The sequence below is a fragment of the Arthrobacter sp. MYb23 genome, assembly GCF_002979775.1.
Lineage (GTDB): Bacteria > Actinomycetota > Actinomycetes > Actinomycetales > Micrococcaceae > Arthrobacter.
In genome coordinates, this window is sequence record NZ_PCPR01000013.1 from 115,630 (window position 1) to 135,184 (window position 19,555).

18 protein-coding genes are annotated in these 19,555 nt (G+C 61.7%); 15 read left to right on the top strand and 3 right to left on the bottom strand.

The features are described from left to right. Positions 1-2: 2 nt before the first annotated feature. The 13 genes from CQ020_RS14410 (at position 3) to panD (ending at position 13,161) form a co-directional block, all read left to right on the top strand. Positions 3-1,082 (top strand): serine hydrolase, encoded by a 1,080-nt coding sequence (locus tag CQ020_RS14410; RefSeq protein WP_181151890.1) that lies wholly within the window; start codon positions 3-5, stop codon positions 1,080-1,082. A gap of 3 nt (positions 1,083-1,085) precedes the next feature. Beyond that, positions 1,086-1,682 (top strand): MarR family transcriptional regulator, encoded by a 597-nt coding sequence (locus CQ020_RS14415; RefSeq protein ID WP_105692465.1) that lies wholly within the window; start codon positions 1,086-1,088, stop codon positions 1,680-1,682. Between the two features lie 591 nt (positions 1,683-2,273). Continuing rightward, a complete protein-coding gene (locus CQ020_RS14420; RefSeq protein WP_105692466.1) occupies positions 2,274-3,047 on the top strand; it encodes an electron transfer flavoprotein subunit beta/FixA family protein in 774 nt (257 codons plus the stop codon). 15 nt (positions 3,048-3,062) lie between these two features. Next, the gene (locus CQ020_RS14425) at positions 3,063-4,037 is read left to right on the top strand and encodes an electron transfer flavoprotein subunit alpha/FixB family protein (RefSeq protein ID WP_105692467.1); all 975 of its coding nucleotides are present in this window, start codon (positions 3,063-3,065) and stop codon (positions 4,035-4,037) included. Between the two features lie 63 nt (positions 4,038-4,100). Then, the gene (locus CQ020_RS14430) at positions 4,101-5,033 is read left to right on the top strand and encodes a cytochrome b/b6 domain-containing protein (protein ID WP_374955195.1); all 933 of its coding nucleotides are present in this window, start codon (positions 4,101-4,103) and stop codon (positions 5,031-5,033) included. 105 nt (positions 5,034-5,138) lie between these two features. Next, positions 5,139-6,275 carry an acyl-CoA dehydrogenase family protein gene (locus CQ020_RS14435; RefSeq protein WP_105692468.1) on the top strand — a complete coding sequence of 379 codons (1,137 nt, stop codon included), beginning with the start codon at positions 5,139-5,141 and terminating at the stop codon, positions 6,273-6,275. Between the two features lie 2 nt (positions 6,276-6,277). Continuing rightward, on the top strand, positions 6,278-7,336 hold the full coding sequence (locus tag CQ020_RS14440) for an enoyl-CoA hydratase/isomerase family protein (RefSeq protein WP_105692469.1): 1,059 nt from the start codon (positions 6,278-6,280) through the stop codon (positions 7,334-7,336). Positions 7,337-7,374: 38 nt separating this feature from the next. After that, positions 7,375-8,286, top strand: coding sequence for a 3-hydroxyisobutyrate dehydrogenase (mmsB, locus tag CQ020_RS14445; RefSeq protein ID WP_105692470.1), 912 nt, complete (start codon positions 7,375-7,377; stop codon positions 8,284-8,286). Continuing rightward, a complete protein-coding gene (locus tag CQ020_RS14450) occupies positions 8,283-9,059 on the top strand; it encodes an enoyl-CoA hydratase (protein WP_105692471.1) in 777 nt (258 codons plus the stop codon). Before mmsB ends, CQ020_RS14450 begins: the two co-directional genes overlap by 4 nt. Before the next feature lie 60 nt (positions 9,060-9,119). Then, a complete protein-coding gene (locus CQ020_RS14455; RefSeq protein WP_105692472.1) occupies positions 9,120-10,619 on the top strand; it encodes an aldehyde dehydrogenase family protein in 1,500 nt (499 codons plus the stop codon). A gap of 2 nt (positions 10,620-10,621) precedes the next feature. Beyond that, entirely contained in the window at positions 10,622-11,848 is a 1,227-nt protein-coding gene (locus tag CQ020_RS14460) for a CaiB/BaiF CoA-transferase family protein (RefSeq protein WP_105692473.1), read from the top strand. A 56-nt stretch (positions 11,849-11,904) separates the two neighbouring features. Next, the gene (locus tag CQ020_RS14465; protein ID WP_219844517.1) at positions 11,905-12,708 is read left to right on the top strand and encodes an enoyl-CoA hydratase/isomerase family protein; all 804 of its coding nucleotides are present in this window, start codon (positions 11,905-11,907) and stop codon (positions 12,706-12,708) included. A 12-nt stretch (positions 12,709-12,720) separates the two neighbouring features. Further along, complete coding sequence (gene panD, locus CQ020_RS14470; protein ID WP_181151891.1) at positions 12,721-13,161, top strand: aspartate 1-decarboxylase; 441 nt, start codon at positions 12,721-12,723, stop codon at positions 13,159-13,161. Positions 13,162-13,776: 615 nt separating this feature from the next. Here panD and CQ020_RS14480 read toward each other — a convergent pair. The 3 genes from CQ020_RS14480 to CQ020_RS14490 form a co-directional block, all read right to left on the bottom strand. Further along, positions 13,777-14,214, bottom strand: a complete 438-nt coding sequence (locus tag CQ020_RS14480; protein ID WP_105692494.1) for a MarR family winged helix-turn-helix transcriptional regulator — start codon at positions 14,212-14,214, stop codon at positions 13,777-13,779. Between the two features lie 333 nt (positions 14,215-14,547). Then, the gene (locus CQ020_RS14485) at positions 14,548-15,756 is read right to left on the bottom strand and encodes an acyl-CoA dehydrogenase family protein (protein WP_105692476.1); all 1,209 of its coding nucleotides are present in this window, start codon (positions 15,754-15,756) and stop codon (positions 14,548-14,550) included. A 168-nt stretch (positions 15,757-15,924) separates the two neighbouring features. Then, positions 15,925-17,055: a CaiB/BaiF CoA-transferase family protein gene (locus CQ020_RS14490; RefSeq protein WP_105692477.1), complete on the bottom strand. Its 1,131-nt coding sequence runs from the start codon at positions 17,053-17,055 to the stop codon at positions 15,925-15,927. Positions 17,056-17,340: 285 nt separating this feature from the next. On the opposite strand from CQ020_RS14490, the gene CQ020_RS14495 reads away from it, so the two are divergent. Both CQ020_RS14495 and CQ020_RS14500 read left to right on the top strand, forming a co-directional pair. After that, complete coding sequence (locus CQ020_RS14495) at positions 17,341-17,982, top strand: GntR family transcriptional regulator (RefSeq protein ID WP_105692478.1); 642 nt, start codon at positions 17,341-17,343, stop codon at positions 17,980-17,982. Positions 17,983-18,005: 23 nt separating this feature from the next. Further along, on the top strand, positions 18,006-19,526 hold the full coding sequence (locus CQ020_RS14500; protein WP_105692479.1) for an MmgE/PrpD family protein: 1,521 nt from the start codon (positions 18,006-18,008) through the stop codon (positions 19,524-19,526). The last annotated feature ends 29 nt before the right edge of the window (positions 19,527-19,555 follow it).

Sequence of the window (19,555 nt, forward strand, 5' to 3'; positions counted from 1 at the left end):
CCATGACGACAAATTTCGATAACAAGCCGGCGGACCTCAGCCTGCAACAGCTGCTCACTGACCTGATGGAGAAGCGCCGTGTTCCAGGTCTGCAGTTCGCGGCTATCCGCGAGGGAAAAATCCTGGCATTGGAGGCCTTGGGCACCGCCGACCTGGAGCATGACGTTCCCGTGAGCCATGAATCTGTCTTCTCGATCAACTCCATGACGAAGGCTTTCACGGGGGTTGCGCTCATGCAGCTGGTCGAGGCGGGGCTGCTTGACCTCGAAGCGCCAATTGGGCAGTATCTGGAGGACCTTCCCGCAACCTGGCTGAGCATCACTGTGAGGCAACTTGCGACGCTCACGTCCGGGGTCCCGGAGATCATGGAATACTCTCCGGAAGGATCGGCTCGGCTGATCGGCGATGGCGACGAAGAAGGCGCCTGGGCCGCAGTGTATGCCGCGCCCATGCAGTTTGAGACCGGCCGAGGCTACAACTACGTGCAAACCAACTTTGCGTTGCTTGGCAAAATCATCGATCAGCTTGCCGGCAAGCCCTTCAGCGCATTCATCAGGGAGAAGCAGTTCGATGTCGCGGGGATGCCGAGCACGGTCTATGCAGACGACCGCGACATCATCCGCCATCGAGCCAACACCTACATGTCCATAGATCCGAACGGTGAACCTAACGGTCGGTTCGACAATAGTTTCATCAACTGGCCACCCATCGTGAGGACCGCAGCTGGGTTGCACAGCACCGCTGCCGACCTGGCTAGCTGGCTGATCGCACTGCGGGGCGGAAAGCTTCTCAGGGAGCAGTCAAGTCTCGACGAGCTTTGGGCGCCCGTTCCCCAATATACTGGCGAGCCTGGCCTGTGGGGAATCGGCTGGATCATTGCGCAAAGCCCAAGCGGTAACATCCCTGCCCCAGGTGGTGGCGCCAAGGCCCAACTTGCGCTCTATCCCAACGGCCTGTCTTTGGTCCTTCTGACCAATATGCTCGGCGCTTTTGTCACTGAGCACATGGGCGTTCCTGCCAACAAGCCGATGGATATCTCGTTCTTGGACGCACTCGCGGCACACTACAATCGGGAGAGCTGAACTATGTCCATTAGTTCTTCGATTGGGAGAAGGGACGACATGGCAGGCTCCGGCGCAACAGACCGCCAAGGGCTGGACCGCGACATCGTTGAGGCAACTCGTCAAGAGTTTGCGCATCGCGGCATGGAAGCACACCTGCAGGTAACGGTGGCCCTTGAGGTCGAACGGATTTCCAAGCTGATTCAAGCGACGGCCGCAGCACAGCCGGAGTTGACCAACATGAATTTGGGGTTGGCCGGCTGGCAAGCACTCACCGCTCTCAGCTTCCATCCTCAAAAACGCATGCCTATGACGAAGTTGGCGCTACGCGTTGGCACTCATCCCACTAGCATCACTCGCACCATTGACCGGCTCGAACGCCTTGGTTATGTCAGCCGCGTAAGGATGCCCGAGGATCGGCGTGTAACCAAGGTCGTTATTCTTCCTGCTGGCGAAAAAGCACAAGCTCTGGTGGCGGCGGCTTTGGACGAGTGCCGATGGGGTATGGCCGAGGTGCCTGAGGAACTGCTCGAAGAACTGTCGTCTGGTTTGGCCGTGCTGCGAGAGAAGCTCCAGGGGTCACTCTCAATATCGGATACAGCCGACCCGACGGCAACCTGATCACCAAGTCATGGCCCATTCACTGCGAGGTCAAGGCCGTACCGTAAGCAAGCGGGCCCTCCTAAAAGCTAGGTGAAGTGTCGCTTGCCGATGACCGCTGTCTGATCGAAATTGTCGAATCAGACAGACGCCAGGATCATTCTGAGTGATTGGCCGGGTGGTTCGCGCGAGCTCGCCACGCCAGGCTGCCCATCCCTCTTGACCTACGCCCGATGCGTCCACAAGACCGCGGCGGCTATCAACAGGACGCCCGTCACGATCAAGACGAAAAAGGGCCGGTGAGGATCGCATCTTCGGAGACGTTCTGTGCCTATCAAGGCAGGCTGCGTTCACCCGAGTTCGTCTCAAAAGTTAACGCTATGCGGCAATTTGTTTGGCAGCACCGCTAACTCAACTAAACCACCATGAATCTTGGCAGTTGACGATTCAACGCCCCCTTGCTGGCATCCTCTGTGGCTGCTTGAGGTAATTCGATTCAGTAAATACTAGGAAGTCCTAGTATTTACTAGGACTTCCTAGTAAATTAACTCTTGATGCTTACCCGGCTTAGCTGCAGCGGGAGGAAAGCCCTATGAAGATCAGGAAAGCCCCATGAAAATTATTGTTCTGGTGAAACAGGTCCCTGACACCGAGGAAGAACGCAGGCTAGACCCCGTAACGGGATTGCTTGATCGCGGCGCGAATGAGTGTGTCGCCGACGAAATCAACGAGCGTGCGCTTGAGGTGGCGCTGCGCCACAGGGACGCAAACAAGGGCACCGAGGTCGTGGCCCTGACGGTGGGACCGGCCTCCGCCACTGCGGTCCTGCGCAAAGCGCTGTCCATGGGGGCGGACTCCGCGGTACACGTGGTGGACGACCTGCTGGAAGGCGCCGATATCGCTGCCACCGCCAGGGTTCTGGCCGCCGCCGTACAGCAGGCCGGCTTTGACCTGGTCGTCACTGGCAACGAATCGACCGACGGCCGTGGCGGAGTGGTCCCTGCCATGGTCGCCGAACACCTCGGACTGCCCCTGCTGTCCTCACTGAACACCATGGAAATTACCCCGGAAAGGGTAGCCGGGGAAGCCACCGTCGAGGCCGGGAACCTGACCGTCAGCGCGCTACTGCCGGCCATCGTGTCGGTAACAGAGCGATCTGCCGAGGCCCGCTTTCCGAACTTCAAAGGCATCCTGACGGCAAAGCGCAAACCCCTGGCCACCCTGTCCTTGGAGGATCTGGGCGTGATCCCCCATGGCGGAGGCGCCAATTCAACGGTGCTCACCGTTTCCGAGCGACCGGCACGAACCGCCGGCAAGAAGATTGTTGACGACGGAACCGCGGCCAAGGATCTTGCCGACTTCCTGGTCGCCAGCCGCCTGATCTGATCCAAGGAGAGCTATATGACGAACGTACTGGCACTGATTGAAACCTCAGCCTCCGGAGCCATCACCGGCAGCGCCGCCGGTCTGATCGCCGCAGCAAGCAAGCTAGGAGTGCCCGTGGCCGTCGTGGTCACGCAGCAGGGAGAAGGCGCCGCTGCGGTTTCCGAACTTGGGAACCTGGGCGCGCAGCACGTATATCTGGCAGAGAGCCCGGAGGTAGGTCGGCTGATGGCAGCCGCCCAGGTCGAAGCACTCATGTCGGCAGCCCGCGAGCTGGACCCGTCCGCTGTCATCTTGGCCAACTCGGTTGAAAGCCGCGAGATCGCTGGCCGGTTTGCCGTACGCTCCGGCGGCGGGCTGCTGGTCGACGTGGTGGACGTACGGACCGCACAGGACGGATCCGCTGTCGGCGTCCACTCGATCTTTGGTGGCACCTACACTGTTGAAGCTACGGTGCAGTCCGGGCCAACGGTCATCACTTTGCGCCAGGGAGCCCTGAACGAACCCGCCGCGTCAAAAGTCCCGTCGACCACGACCGTCTCGCTTGCTGTCGCCGCCGGAAACGCAACGACCATCACCATGGTCCAACCGGTGAGCTCCGGTTCTGGACGGCCAGCGCTTCGCGGCGCGGCCGCCGTGGTCTCCGGAGGACGCGGTCTTGGCTCCAAGCAGAACTTCGTTCTCGTCGAGCAGCTCGCTGACGCGCTCGGAGCCGCCGTCGGCGCCTCCCGGGCTGCAGTCGACGCCGGCTACATCGAGCAGAACTCCCAGGTTGGACAGACCGGCATCACCGTGTCCCCACAGCTGTATGTGGCGCTGGGAATCTCGGGGGCCATCCAACACCGGGCTGGCATGCAGACCGCCAAAACCATCGTGGCCATCAATAAGGACGAGGACGCCCCCATCTTCGAAGTCGCCGATTTCGGGATCGTCGGTGACGTGTTCACCGTGGTTCCCCAGCTGATCGAAGCACTCCAGGCCCGCTCCAACTAGCCGCTCACTGGCAGCCCGTGCCAGAGAACGGGCACCTTCAGCCTACGAAAAGGAAACAGCGTCATGTCGAGGATGACCATCAAGACGGCCAGGCCCAAAAACAAATGGGCCAAGCTGGTCGCGGCGATCATCGCCGCTGTGGTGGCGCTGGCCGCCGTCGTCTTGGTCGCCCAATGGATACGCACCCTGCCGGCCGTCCAGGACTTCCTCAAGACCTACCCCGGGCAGGTCGAACTGCCCGCTGCGGCCCCGGTGGGCCTGCCAGCGTGGCTGGGCTGGCAGCACTTCCTCAACGGATTCTTCCTCGTGCTGATCATCCGCTCGGGCTGGCTGGTGCGCACCACGGCAAAACCCAAGGAACACTGGACGCGGAACAACACCGGGCTGATCAGGACCCAGGGAAAACCGGCCAAGATCAGCCTGAACCTCTGGTTCCACTTGAGCCTGGACGCGCTATGGTTCCTCAACGGCATCATCTTCGTCATCCTGCTACTTGCTACGGGCCAGTGGATGCGAATCGTGCCGACAAGCTGGGAGGTCATCCCAAATGCCGTGTCCACCGCGATCCAGTACGCGTCGCTGAACTGGCCCACCGAAAACGGCTGGGTCAACTACAACTCGTTGCAGGTGCTGGCCTACTTCTCCATCATCTTCATCGCCGCGCCACTGGCGGTGGCCACCGGCCTGCGGATGAGCGGGGCCTGGCCAAAGAATGCCACAACTCTGAACCAGATCTACCCGATCGAAGCGGCCCGCAGGGTCCACTTCCCTGTCATGGTCTACTTCGTTTGCTTCTTGGTCGTGCACGTAGCCCTCGTGTTTACCACCGGGGCCCTGAAAAACCTGAACCACATGTATGCCGCCAACGACGGCGCTGGCTGGACGGGATTTTGGATTTTCGCGGCGTCACTGGCAGTCATGATCGCCGCCTGGTTCCTGGCCCGGCCGCTGTTCCTGCGCCCGATCGCCGCTATCACCGGCAAAGTCAGCAAGTAGCGTCCCGGGGTCCCGATTAGGGGAAATCACGAGAAAAATCGGGAAGCCCCGGCAAGGACTTGGGCTTCCTACTCAACGGAAATCTACATCTTCGATAGGAATGGAATGTTTGAACTCAGCGAGGACCAGCAGGCGATGGTTGCGATGGTCCGGGACTTCGCCAACGAGGCCCTGGCACCCAACGCCGCCAAATGGGACGAGACCAAGCACTTCCCGGTGGATGTGCTGGCCGAAGCCGGCACGCTGGGGATGGGCGGAATCTACATCCAGGAGCAGTTCGGTGGTTCAGGTCTCACACGCAGCGATGCGGTGTTGATCTTCGAGGAATTGGCCAAGGCGGATCCGACGATCGCCGCGTACATCTCCATTCACAACATGGTGGTGTGGATGATCGATTCGTTCGGCAACACCGAGCAACGAGCACAATGGGTGCCCCAGTTGGCGTCCATGGAAGCACTGGGCAGCTACTGCCTCACGGAACCCGGCGCTGGCTCGGACGCTGCTGCGCTGGCCACCAAAGCGGTCCGCGATGGTGATGAGTACGTACTCAATGGCGTCAAGCAGTTCATTTCCGGTGCAGGGTCCGCCAGCTACTACCTTGTGATGTGCCGTACCGCTGACACCGGAAGCCGCGGCATCACCGCCATCGTTGTGCCGGCTGAGACACCTGGGCTGTCTTTTGGCGCGAACGAGAAGAAGATGGGGTGGAACGCCCAGCCGACGCGCCAAGTGATCTTGGAGAACGTCCGGGTTCCGGTTGCGAATCGCCTCGGCGAAGAGGGCGGCGGATTCGGCATCGCGATGAAAGGGCTCAACGGGGGGCGCATCAACATGGGTGCGTGTTCCCTGGGAGGCGGCCAGACCGCATTGGACAAGTCCGTGGCCTACCTCAAGGACCGCCAGGCGTTCGGCGGGCCGCTGATCAACCAGCAAGCCCTGCTGTTCCAAATCGCCGACATGGAAACCGAGCTCGTGTCGGCCCGGACCCTGCTCTGGCGGGCAGCGGAGGCTTTGGACCGCGGGGCGCCGGACGCCGTCAAGCTCTGCGCCATGGCCAAACAGGTCGCCACAGACGCGGGGTTCAGCGTAGCCAACCGCGCCATGCAGCTCCACGGCGGCTACGGGTATCTCTCGGAATACGGTCTGGAAAAGATCGCCCGTGACCTGCGCGTCCACCAGATCCTCGAAGGAAGCAACGAGATCATGCGCCTGGTTGTCGGACGCAGCGTGGCGGGAGCATAGCGATGGAAAACGACATCCTGCTGCGCCGCGAGGGCCAGGTGGGGCACATCATCCTGAACCGGCCCAAATCCATCAACGCACTGACACACCACATGGTCACCCGGATCGCCGAGGCCCTCGATGCGTGGGAGAACGACGCCACCCTGTCCACCGTCCTGCTGACCGGAGCGGGGGACCGCGGGCTATGCGCTGGGGGTGACATCGTCGCCATCCATAAGGACGCGGTGAACCACGGTACCGGGACCGAGGAGTTCTGGGCCGACGAGTACAGGCTCAACGCCCGGATCGCGAACTACCCGAAACCGTACGTAACCCTCATGGACGGCCTGGTACTCGGCGGCGGAGTCGGGGTCTCTGCCCACGGTTTGCTGCGCGTAGTGACGGAGCGCACCAAGGTTGGCATGCCCGAAACGGGCATCGGGTTCGTCCCCGACGTCGGCGGCACGCACCTGCTCTCACACGCCCCCGGCGAACTGGGCACCCACGTGGCTCTCACCGCGGCCAACCTCTCCGGCCCGGACGCGATCGTCTTGGGCCTCGCCGACCATTTCGTCAACAGCAGCGCACTTCCTGACCTGACGGAGGCTCTGACCTCGCAAAACGCAGAGGCAGCCGTCCGATCCTTCGCCACAGATATCCCGCCCTCGGCCCTGGCCGGGAACCAGGACTGGATCGACGCGTGCTACGCCTTCGACACGGTAGAGGAAATTCTCGACGCGTTGCTGGCCTCGCCGGTCCCCGCAGCCCAGGCAGCTGCGGAGTCCATCCGGACGAAGTCACCGACCGCGCTGAAGCTGACCCTGGAATCGCTGCGCCGGGCCAGGAACTCGGCCAGCTTGGAAGAAACCCTGCAGCAGGAATACCGGGTGTCACTGCGCTGCCTCGCGGGACCCGACCTGGCCGAAGGAATCAGGGCACAAGTGATCGACAAGGACCGCAACCCACAATGGTCCCCAGCCGCCCTGGAAGCGGTGTCGACTGAGGATGTGGCCCGCTACTTCACGTCCCTCGGACCGCGCGAACTGCGCCTGCCCACGCCCGCTTCCGGTGCCACCGCCTGAAGACACAAGCCACAACAGCTGTAGGAGTAGGAGTTTTGATGAGTAAAAAGATAGCTTTCATCGGACTGGGACACATGGGCGGCCCGATGGCCGCGAACCTAGTCAAGGCAGGCCACCACGTATCTGGATTCGACCTGGCACCAGCGGCACTGGACCAAGCCCGGTCGGGAGGCATCGAGGTGGCCGAATCCGCCGCCGCTGCTGCCGCCGACGCCGACGTCGTCATCACCATGCTCCCGGCGGGACGCCATGTGCTCGACGCCTACCAGGGCGGGAACGGGTTGCTGGCCGTCGCCGGCACGGGAACCCTCTTCCTGGAATGCTCAACGATCGCAGTCGAAGACGCTCGCGCCGCCCACGAAATGGCTTCCGCGGCCGGGCACAGAAGCTTGGACGCCCCCGTCTCGGGCGGCGTGGGTGGGGCAGAAAACGGCACACTGACCTTCATGGCCGGAGGCAGCGCCGAAGACTTCGCCGAGGCCGAGCCCATCCTGGCTGCAATGGGCGCCCGGATCGTGCACTGCGGCGGACCCGGAGCCGGTCAGGCTGCGAAGGTCTGCAACAACATGATCCTGGGCGTGTCCATGATCGCTGTGTCGGAGGCCTTCGTCCTGGGCGAAAAACTGGGCCTGTCCAACCAGGCCCTGTTCGATGTCGCCTCGGCCGCCTCCGGCCAGTGCTGGGCCTTGACCACCAACTGCCCGGTCCCCGGGCCGGTTCCGGCCAGCCCCGCGAACCGCGGCTACCAACCCGGCTTCGCCGGGGCCCTCATGGCCAAGGACCTCGGTCTGGCCGTGCGGGCGTTCGAAGCGGCCGGGGTCCAGGCCCGGCTCGGTTCCCTGACCGAGCAGATCTACCGGACCTTCGCCGAGGGCGAAGGAGCCAGCCAGGACTTCTCCGGCATCATCAACCAGATTCGAGCCAACTCTCAGACGAAGGAAACAGTATGAGCGATTACAAGAGCATCCTGGTCAAGCAAGAAGGCCGCGTAGGGACCATCATCCTAAACCGGCCGGAGGCACTGAACGCCCTCAATGATGCACTGGGCCACGAGGTGCTCGCCGCGGCCCGCAGCTTCGATGCGGACCCAGGCATTGGGGCGATCATCATTACCGGCTCGGACCGGGCCTTCGCTGCCGGGGCGGACATCAAGGAAATGGCACCACTGACCTATGTCGAGATGTATACCCGGAACTGGTTCGCCGCCTGGGACGAACTCGCCCGCCTACGCACCCCGATGATCGCCGCCGTCGCAGGCCATGCCCTCGGCGGAGGCTGCGAGCTGGCGATGATCTGCGACTTCATCATCGCTGCAGACAACGCCAAATTCGGCCAGCCTGAAATCAGGATCGGCGTTATCCCAGGCATGGGCGGAACTCAGCGCCTCACGCGGGCGATCGGAAAAGCCAAGGCCATGGAAATGGTGCTTACGGGCCGGACCATGGGCGCCGAAGAGGCAGAACGCGCCGGACTGGTCACCCGGGTCGTGCCGGTCGCAGGTCTGATGGAAGAAGCGTTGGCGACAGCCGCGGTCATCGCGGGCATGTCCAAACCGATCACCCAGCTGGGCAAGGAAGCCGTCAACGCAGCCCACGAGATGTCTCTGGCCGACGGTGTGCATTTCGAGCGCCGCCTGAACCACTCCTGCTGGGCTATGGAAGACCAGAAGGAAGGTATGTCCGCCTTCATCGACAAGCGCACCCCCGAATTCAGCCACCGCTGACCTTCTGGCGGTTGACCCAACACCCCGGCTCGCGGCCCACCATTTTGAAGACGAGGAACCATGACCGAAGTAAGCGTTGACCCCCGAGTCGACTCCATCCTGGGTCGCTTTGACCATCTGATGTGGATCGATGGGGAACAGACCGAAGCCACCACAGGTCAGTGGCGTGAGGTAAAGAACCCCGCCGTCCGCGAGCAGGTGATCGCCCGGGTACCCTCCGCCGGAGTCTACGACGTCGAGCGTGCCGTCGCGGCCGCGCGTCGCGCGTTCCCGGGGTGGCGTTCGGTACATTTCACCGACCGTGCCAGGGCGCTGGCGAGGATCGCTGACGACATCGAGCTGCGGGCCGAGGACTTCGCCAGGCTGACGGCACTGGACACCGGCAACGCCTTGCGCACCCAAGCCCGCCCCGAAGTGGCCACGCTGGTAGCGCTCTTCCGCTATTTCTCCGGTATCGCCGGGGAAGTCAAGGGCACCACATTGCCGGCCGGAGACAACCAACTGCAGTACACCCGGCTGGAACCACTCGGCGTCGTCGCTGCCATCCTGCCGTGGAACTCCCCACTGATGATCGCCGGGTTCAAAATCCCAGCCGCACTTGCCGCCGGCAACACGGTCATCCTCAAAGCCGCCGACGACGCACCCCTGACGATCCTGCTACTGACCGAAATCTGCAACCGCCATCTCCCGGCCGGCGTCCTCAACGCACTGACCGGCCGCGGAAGCGTGATCGGCGATGCACTGTCTACCCATCCGGGCGTAGACAAAGTTTCCTTCACCGGCTCCACCGAAGTCGGACGCACAGTCGCCCGCCAAGCCAGTGAGCGCCTGGCACACGTGTCCCTGGAACTGGGCGGAAAGAACCCCTCCATCGTGTTTCCCGACGCCGTGGACGAAGACTTGATCGATGGGCTGCTGGCAGCTTCCCGGTTCACCCGGCAAGGCCAGAGCTGCACCGCCGGATCCCGTTTGTTCCTGCATGAGGACATCTACGACGACGTACTCGAACGCCTTGTGACCAGGCTGGGCGCTCTCAAGGTAGGAGATCCGTTGGATGAGGCAACAGACATGGGTGCGATCATCAACAACAACCAATTCAGCCAGATCAGCAGCTACCTGCAAGAGGGTACGACCAACAAGGACCTAACCGTTGCCTTGGGCGGCCAGGTGCCCACCGAGGGGCCGCTGACCGAGGGGTACTACCATATGCCAACCGTCTTTGGCGGCGTCCGCAACGATTTCCGCCTGGCCCAGGAAGAGATATTCGGCCCGGTCCTCGCGGCGATCCGCTGGAAGGACATCGACGAAGTCGTGGCCATGGCCAACGACTCACACTACGGTCTCGCGGCCTACGTGTGGAGCCACAACCTGGACAACGCGCTGAACACCGCGCACCGGGTCGAGGCAGGTTGGGTGCAGGTCAACCAGGGCGGCGGCCAGTTGGTGGGGCAGTCCTACGGCGGCTACAAGCAAAGCGGCATCGGCCGTGAGGTCTCCCTGGAGGGCATGCTCGCCGGGTTCACCCAGACCAAGCAGATCAACGTCAAGCTGAGGGGCTGACCATGACAACGAATGCGGCACCGCTTGCCGGAATCACAGTGCTTGACCTTAGCCGTGCTCTTGCCGGCCCGTACGCCACGGCGCTTCTGGCGGACCTGGGAGCCACTGTTATCAAGGCTGAATCGATCAAAGGCGGAGACTCCTCACGCTCCTGGCCGCCGTTTGAGAACGAACACAGCTTGTACTTTGACTCGGCCAACCGAGGTAAGTCCTCCATCGCTGTCGATTTCTACACCCCTGAGGGCATGGATTTGCTGCGGCAACTGGCCTTGGAAGCGGACGTAGTCATCGATAATTTCCGCCCCGGGGTCCTCACGGAGATGGGGTTGGACCCAGAGGATCTGCGGGCCAAGAATCCCGGGCTCATCATCGCCTCGGTGACCGGGTTCGGAACGAGCGGGCCACTGGCCCGGACCGCAGGCCTGGACCAGGTAGCCCAAGCCATGTCCGGTCTGATGTCAGTGACCGGCCAGGACGCAGACCACATGTATCGCTTCGGCGTTCCGATAGTGGATATGTGCGCAGGTATCTTCACCGCTTACGGAATCGCGGCTGCCCTCGCCGGCCGCGCCCGAACCGGCGCAGGGCTGGACATCTCGACCTCGCTGCTGGAGTCAGCATTGGCCTTGTCCGCGTTCCAGGGGCAGCGATACCTCAGCAACGGCGAGGTCCCGGTACCCCAAGGCAACGACCACCCCGTGCTCGCACCGTACGGTGTCTTCAAGACCGCGGACATCCCCGTGATCATCGCAGTCGGCAACGACAAACAATGGCTCGAGCTCTGTGCGCTCCTAGCGGATCCCGCCCTGGCACAGGACCCGGACTACACGACAGGGCGGGACCGTTCCACCAATCGGAACGCCTTGGCCAGGCGACTGGAGGAACTTCTCAAGGACCGCCCAGGACTTGAATGGCTCGAGTCCTTCCGGGCTGCGAAGATCCCCTGCGGCCCTATCTACAACTACGCGGAGGTCTTCGCCGATCCGCAGGTCGCGGCCGTTGATATGGTCCGCACCGTGATCCGCTACGACGGTACCAAGCTGCCCCTGCTGCGGGGGCCCCTATCCGTCAACGGCGAGCCCACACCAGTTCACAAAGCGCCACCGGCCCTAGGGGAAGATACCCGCGAGATCCTGAAAAAACTTGCCTTCACTGCCGAACAGATCGAGCAGCTGATGTCCACCGGCATAGTCCGCGAATCGCTCTCCTCCGACGGGGTCCGGGCGTGACCGGGGCGGGGCAGGAATTCGTGACAGCGGCACTGCGCGTTGAACAATCTGGAGCCGTGGCGACCATTGTGATCGACAATCCCCGGCGTCGTAACGCGCTAACCCAGGACATGTGGCAGCAGTTCGGACCCATCTTGGACCGGCTCGCCGCGGACCCAGGCGTGAAGGTAGTCGTGGTGCGCGGTGCCGGCAACAACTTCTCGGCCGGTGCCGATATCAGCGATCTGAAAGCCATACTGCGAGATCCGGATAGTGGCGCGCACGACGGCGGCCATGTCACCGCAGGTGAGAATGCGCTGGCCAGCTTCCCTAAACCCACCATCGCGGCGATTGAGGGTTATTGCATGGGCGGCGCCTGGCAGATCGCCGGCGCGTGCGATATCCGCATCGCAGCCGACAGCGCAACCTTCGGGATCACCCCAGCCAAGGTCGGAATCGTCTACCCGCTTTCCGGCATCGAACGTCTCGTTCGCCTCGCCGGGCCCGCCACCGCGAAATACCTGCTCTTAACCGGCGATTTCATCACCGCCAGCGAAGCGCACGAACTTGGTCTGCTTGCACGGGTGGTCCCCGCGCACCAGTTCCAGGATGAAATCCAGGAACTGGCTAGGCGGATCGTAACCCGCTCCCAGCTTTCCACCCAGGCCATGAAGCAAATCGTCGACGCAATAGCCGCCCACGACCCCGCAATCCCTTCGATTAGCAGCTACTGGCAGGACCAGATGGCCGCCAGTGGGGAACCCGAAGAAGGCATAGAGGCTTTCCTCAACAAACGGGAACCGAACTTCCGCTGGAGCGGGGGCAGCCTTCCAGTGGACCCGCACCGAAATGACAGCTACGAGCCCGTCAGGGGGATATAGGTCATGCCTTCCATGACGCGCACTATGTTCAAGTCCAAAATTCACCGGGCCACGGTCACGCATGCCGACCTTCACTACGTCGGATCCGTCACCGTGGATCTGGACCTGCTGGACGCGGCCGATATCCTGCCCGGTGAACTCGTTGCAATCGTGGATGTCACCAATGGAGCACGACTGGAGACCTACACCATTGCCGGGGAGCGTGGCTCCGGTGTCATCGGCATTAACGGTCCCGCCGCCCATTTGGTCCATGAGAACGACACCGTCATCCTCATCACTTATGCACAGATGACAACTGAAGAGGCCACAACTTATGCCCCCAGGGTGGTCCACGTCGACCAACGCAACAGGATCACCCAGCTTGGCAGTGATCCCGCCGAAAGTATCACCCCCGGGCTGATGCGCCCGCCCTTCGCCTTGAATGAATCCATGGGAACCAACCCAGGAACATAAGGAGAAGGGCCTGGCCCGGATTCGTTTGTTGAAGTCCCCATACCCGTAAAAGACATCCGGTGCCGGCCTTGGACCGAAGGTGGCGGAGGGAACCTGGGGCCCTGACCGAACGAACAATGACCTATCTACAACTACCGACAACCCATAAGAGGACGTTCCAGCATGCACCGCACAGACCAATGGCAGTCCCTCGTCGGCGAAACCGTCGAGGTACGACTCGACGGAGAGGTCTATTGCATAGGGCTAGTTGACGCAGCAATGCACGACGCATCCGGCTTATGGATTGCTGCAGAGGGAGCGTTTGAGAGGAAATTCATCGATGCCGCTTCTGGGTTTGAGGTCTGGACGTGCCTCTACCCGCGGTCCCGGTGGGATGGGACTGCCCTTTCCGGGACCTTGCCGGAGACAGCTGACATCAGTGAACACATCCCCTCCAATCAGGAGAGTAACCCTCACATTTAGCAGACTCCGCGTCCGATCTTCCCGTGCAATCGAACTTCGACCACGATTGGCACTCTCCGCTGAGGTCCGGTGCATACATGCCGCCTACCGGTCAATACCCATCCCAGCAGGGAAAAACCTGATGCTGACTCGATGAAGCCCAATGCTGGGGGACTATATCGGGAAACGCGTATCCACGAAATCGCCCGCGTCGCGACGGAACTTTCCCAACATCTGGTTTAGCCTATCCAACTCCGGGGCGCTGAAACCGGGATTGCCAAACACCGTGCCGTTTAATTCCAGAGTCGCCCGCTCCACCACGTTGCGTCCCTGCCCGGTGATCTCCACCAGCTTGGTCCGCCCATCGCCGGGATGGGCAGCCCGGCGGACAAGGCCGGCGCGCTCGAGACGGTCCACACTGTTGGTGACGCTGGTTGGATGTACCTGCAAACGGGCACTGGCCTTATTCATCGGCAGCGCACCCTCTCTGGCAAAACTGAGAAGGGCCAGCAATTCAAAGCGCGCGAATGTCAGTCCGTGCGGTTTTAGAACGGACTCGATGCGGGCCAGTAGGATCTGCTGGGTCCGCATGATTGAGGTGACGGCTGCCATGCCTTCAGCAGCCGCTGTCCAGCCCCGATCCTGCCAATGACGCCGCGCCTCCGCAATGGGGTCCCTGGACAGCGCAATAGGATCAGACACCTTCACCGAACTCCCGTCACTTGGCTTTAACGTCCAATTCTCACATAGAGATACTGAGCCGTCCCAGAAACATCCGTCCTGCGGGCATACGGTGTTCGCCCCCGATTTGCGATCTTGGTTGGTGGTGGGGAGGCTGCCAGGCGTGCGGTGCGGGCAGTTTTTGACGATTGCTCGCCCGTAGCGGGAAGTGCCCGTACCTTCCAGGACTAAACCGGCGGCCGGGATTCTTCATATGCTGTCGGGTCAAGCGAACGCCGAGTGTCCAGTCACTGCCCGTCCAACCAGCAAGGTGTTGATTTGCTGGGTTCCTTCATAGGAGTAGATTGCTTCAGCATCGGCGAAGATCTTTGCCATTTCGAAGTCGGTGCCGATCCCGTTTCCGCCGAGAATGGCGCGTCCCAGCGCCACGGATTCACGCATCCGCTCCGTGCATGTCGCTTTCGCCAAAGCAGCGTGGTCCATGCTCAGCCGGCCGGACTCCTGGAGTCTTGCCAGCTGGATCATGAGAGACAAAGACATCATCGCGTTGCCCAGGATCCGGACCAACTGATCCTGTATGAGCTGGAATGAGGCCACCGGCCGCCCAAACTGCTCCCGTTCCAAAGCATAGGCCCGGGCCACATCAAAGGCGGCGAGCTGCTGGCCTACAGCCTGCCAGCTGACCCACACTCGGGAATTCATGAGGAGGAAGTTGGTGTCCTGGAATGTCCGCGTCCCCGGGAGCCAATTAGCGGCAGGAATCCTCACATTGTTCAACGTGATGTCCGCGTTCTGCACAATCCGCACGGATATCTTGTTCGCGATGGGAGCAGCGTGGAAGCCCTCTCGTTCCTTCTCGACGATGAAGCCCTTGATCTGTCCGTCGTCTGTGTCCTTGGCCCAGACCAACACGACATCGGCGAAGGTGCCGTTTCCGATCCAACGCTTGGAACCGTTGAGAATCCAATCTTCCCCGTCGCGGGTGGCTGTCGTTTCAATCTGACGGGAGATGTCGGACCCGTGCAAAGGCTCCGTTAAAGCAAATGCACCTATCTTTCTTAGTGCCAGCAGGTCCGGCAGAAGTTCCTCGCGATGCACGTCCGATCCCAATTGCTCAACAGCTGTGGCGAACAATTCGTGATGAACCCCAAAAAACGTGGAGATTGATGTGTCTGCTCTGGTGAGCTCCATTTGGATCAGACCGGACAACAGATGACTGGTGGGCTGTTTCCCTACTAATTCCTGGGCCGCCAGTCCCGGCAACAGTTGGAACGGAAATTCTGCCCGGTTCCAGTGATCAACGGCCAGGGGGCGAACTTCAGTTTGGAAGAAGGAACGGGCAGCTGAGAGCCGGGTCCGTTCCTCCCGTGTCAGCAGGTCTTCGAGAAAAAGGAGATCTGCATCGGGATAGGGCACGCCATCGTTGAGGGCCCGAGGTGATTTGGGCGATATCAGGTCTTCCTTGAGAGCCATCGTTGCCTTTCCTGCGGATGAGTCGTTACTGCAAAGGTCGTGTGGGCCACGTGTGAGCGTTCTGCCCGTAGAAGTTGTCTCTTCTTCCGTGGAACTGCTGGGGAGCCGAGCGGAGTGGCACGTTCCAGGGCTTATGTCATCCTGCGTTCCCCACACGCACGGCGTCTATCAAAGCTGCGCCACAGTTTCCTTGGCTTCCGACCTGGCATCGAGCCATTGCCTGAGGACTGCTTCATGGTCCGGGCCCATCGCGCGCGGGGGGCGGGGGAGTTCTGTGGGTGTCCGTGAGAACCTGGGAGCTGGTGCTCCCTGGGCTATGCCCTCGACATCAATGATGGTCCCGCGTTCCACCAGATGTGGATCCAGGACGGCTTCCCCCAGCGAGAGTACCGGGGAGACGCATGCATCTGTTTCTGCGAAAACGGCCGACCAGTGGTCCCGATCTTTGGTGGAAAAGACTTCCGTGAAACGGCTCCGCAGCGTCGGCCACAGGCTGCGGTCCATCTGCGCCGGGAGGTCTTCACTATCCAGACCGAGACCAACAAGCAATTGTGCATAGAATTGGGGCTCAAGTGCACCAACCGCCACCCACTTGCCATCAGCGCAGGTGTACGTATCATAAAATGGTGCACCCGTGTCGAGCAGGTTGGTTCCGCGCTCCGGGCTCCAGTCGCCCATGCCACGGAATTCCCACATCATTTGCATGAGCACGCTTGTGCCGTCCACCATCGCAGCATCTACGACCTGCCCTTGGCCTGATGTCTGTCGCTCAAACAGTGCCGACAGTACCCCGACGACCAAGAACATGGATCCGCCGCCGAAGTCACCCACCAGGTTCAAGGGGGCCACCGGTTTCTGGCCTTGGTTGCCGATCGAATGGAGCGCGCCGGTCAGGGAAATGAAATTGATGTCGTGACCCGCGCGGTTGCGCATGGGGCCGGACTGGCCCCAACCTGTCATGCGCGCGTAAACCAAACCCGCGTTTGTCGCCAAGCATGTATCGGGACCTAATCCCAAGCGCTCCGCTACGCCGGGTCGGAAACCTTCAATGAGCACATCGGCTTGTTCGATCAGCTGCAGCACCATGGCCAGGTCGTCTTCATTTTTTAGATCGGCGACCAGCAGGCGCCGGTTACGGAGCAGTTGGTTTGTCGCTGGCAGCGTTGCCTGTTCCATGTGGCCTGGACGTTCAATGCGCACTACATCGGCACCGAGATCGGCCAGCATCATCGCTGCATGAGGGCCTGGTCCAAGGCCAGCCAACTCAATAACCTTCAACCCTTCAAGGGGACCGGGCATGATAACGAGTCCTTTCACGCAGGAACTTCAGCTTGAGCGCACCGATGGTTCGAGCGGGTTCGGGATCCGAAGTCCTGCCGCCGGACCCGCGGGTCTATGGTGTAATAACAATACATGTACTACCAACTATCGGCTAGGCATGCATGCTGAATTCCAAATCGCGTTCGATGCCGATTAGATCCGCTTCATCGGGAACAGGATGTCACTCTGCCGCATGTGTATACATTCACTACCTATTTTCAGGAAGCTGTAGCCAAATGTCCCCTCAATGTATACATTGGAGATATGCGCGCCAGTGATCGGGCTTACATCGCCCTTCGTGAAGACATCATTGAATGGCGCCTTCGCCCGGGAACCGTCCTCGCGGAAGTCGAGCAGTCCGAACGCCTCGGCGTGTCGCGCACTCCGGTCCGGGAGGCGCTGAGCCGGCTCACCGCAGAAGGATTGACGGCGGCGGCAGGTGGCCGCGGCGTCGTCGTCACCGATATCTCTCTGGACAGCATCGATGAACTGTTCGAATTGCGCGAAACCCTTGAGGTTAGGGCCGCGGCCTTTGCCGCCCAGCGTGGTGAGCCGGGTGTCTTCGCCGAGTTGCACGCACAGTTGTTGCTGGCGCCTGAATTGCTGAGGGACGACGATCCCGCCCGGCACGAGTATTACGCCTTGGTCAGCCGCTTGGACGAGGCCATAGATTCCGCGATCTCCAACTCGTACCTGGCCAATGCGATGCGCAGCCTTCGTGTCCATTTGGTCCGGGTCCGCCGCCTGGCAGCTGACGATGCTGCCCGACTTCATGCGGCTGCCGCGGAGCATGCGGCCATCGCCGAAGCCATCGCTGCGGGCAACCCCCGGCTGGCAGAGGCCGCCACCACTCTCCACCTCCACCGCAGCCTCACCCATGTCAAGGCCACCCACACGGCCCGGTAGAACGTCCCACCAGAAGGAGCATCATGGTCAAGAACAACCACGTCCGCGTCTACAAGTCCGAAGAGAACCTCCCGCGCGAGGAGCAGTTGGCGCACAAGATCGCTGTGGTCGCCGCTGACCCCGTCGAGGTCACCGCCGAGGTCACCGATATGGTGATCAACCGGATCATCGATAACGCTTCGGTGGCTATCGCCTCGCTGAACCGGGCGCCGATCGTCGCCGCCCGTGCGCAGGCCCTCACGCATGCGCCGAGTGCCAACGGTAAGGGTGCCCACGTTTTCGGCATCAGCGAGCAGGTCTCTCCGGAGTGGGCTGCCTGGGCAAACGGCGTGGCCGTGCGCGAACTCGATTACCACGACACGTTCCTGGCAGCTGACTACTCACACCCGGGTGACAACATCCCGCCGATCCTGGCCGTCGCCCAGCACGTGGGCTCCAATGGCGCTGATTTGGTCCGTGCCATCGCCACCGGGTACGAGATCCAGGTGAACCTGGTCAAGGCCATTTGCCTGCACAAGCACAAGATCGACCACGTGGCTCACCTCGGCCCCTCCGCCGCAGCCGGTATCGGCACCCTCCTGGGCCTGGACGTCGAGACGATCTTCCAGTCCGTAGGCCAGGCCCTGCACACCACCACCGCCACCCGCCAGTCCCGCAAGGGAGAAATTTCCACCTGGAAAGCCCACGCCCCGGCCTTCGCAGGCAAAATGGCAGTCGAAGCCGTGGACCGCTCCATGCGCGGCCAGACCTCCCCGGTGCCGATCTACGAAGGCGAAGACGGCGTGATCGCCTGGATGCTGGACGGCCCGGACGCCTCCTACGAGGTACCCCTTCCCCTGCCCGGTGAAGCCAAGCGCGCGATCCTGGACACCTACACCAAGGAACACTCCGCCGAGTACCAGGCCCAGGCGTGGATCGACCTCGCCCGGAAACTCCATGCCCAGTACCCGGAGTTGAAGGAATCTTCGAATGTTGTGTCAGTACTTATACGCACAAGTCATCACACCCATGTCGTGATTGGGTCAGGGGCGAACGATCCGCAAAAGTATGATCCTAAGGCGTCCCGGGAAACCTTGGACCACTCCATCCCGTACATCTTCACGGTCGCCCTGCAGGACGGCGCTTGGCATCACGTGGATTCTTACGCCCCCGAACGGGCAGCGCGTGCTGACACTGTGGATCTCTGGTTCAAGGTCAGTACCGAGGAAGACCCGGAATGGACGCGGCGTTACCACTCTCTAGATATCGCGGAGAAAGCTTTCGGAGGGTCGGTGGAAATTACCCTCACCGATGGAACCGTGATTACCGACGAGATTGCGGTGGCCGACGCCCACCCGCTCGGTGCCCGGCCGTTCGCCCGCGAGCAGTACGTGAACAAGTTCCGCACCCTCGCCGCTGGTTTGGTGGAGGAAGCCGAAATCGAAAGGTTCCTCGCCGCCGTCGAGCGCGTCACTGAACTGGGCGAAGGCGAACTGGACCAGCTGAACATCACCGCTGCACCCGGCGTGATCGACCTCAGCAACGCACCCAAGGGACTGTTCTAAATGCTGTACTCAAAAGTCACCCCCGAACA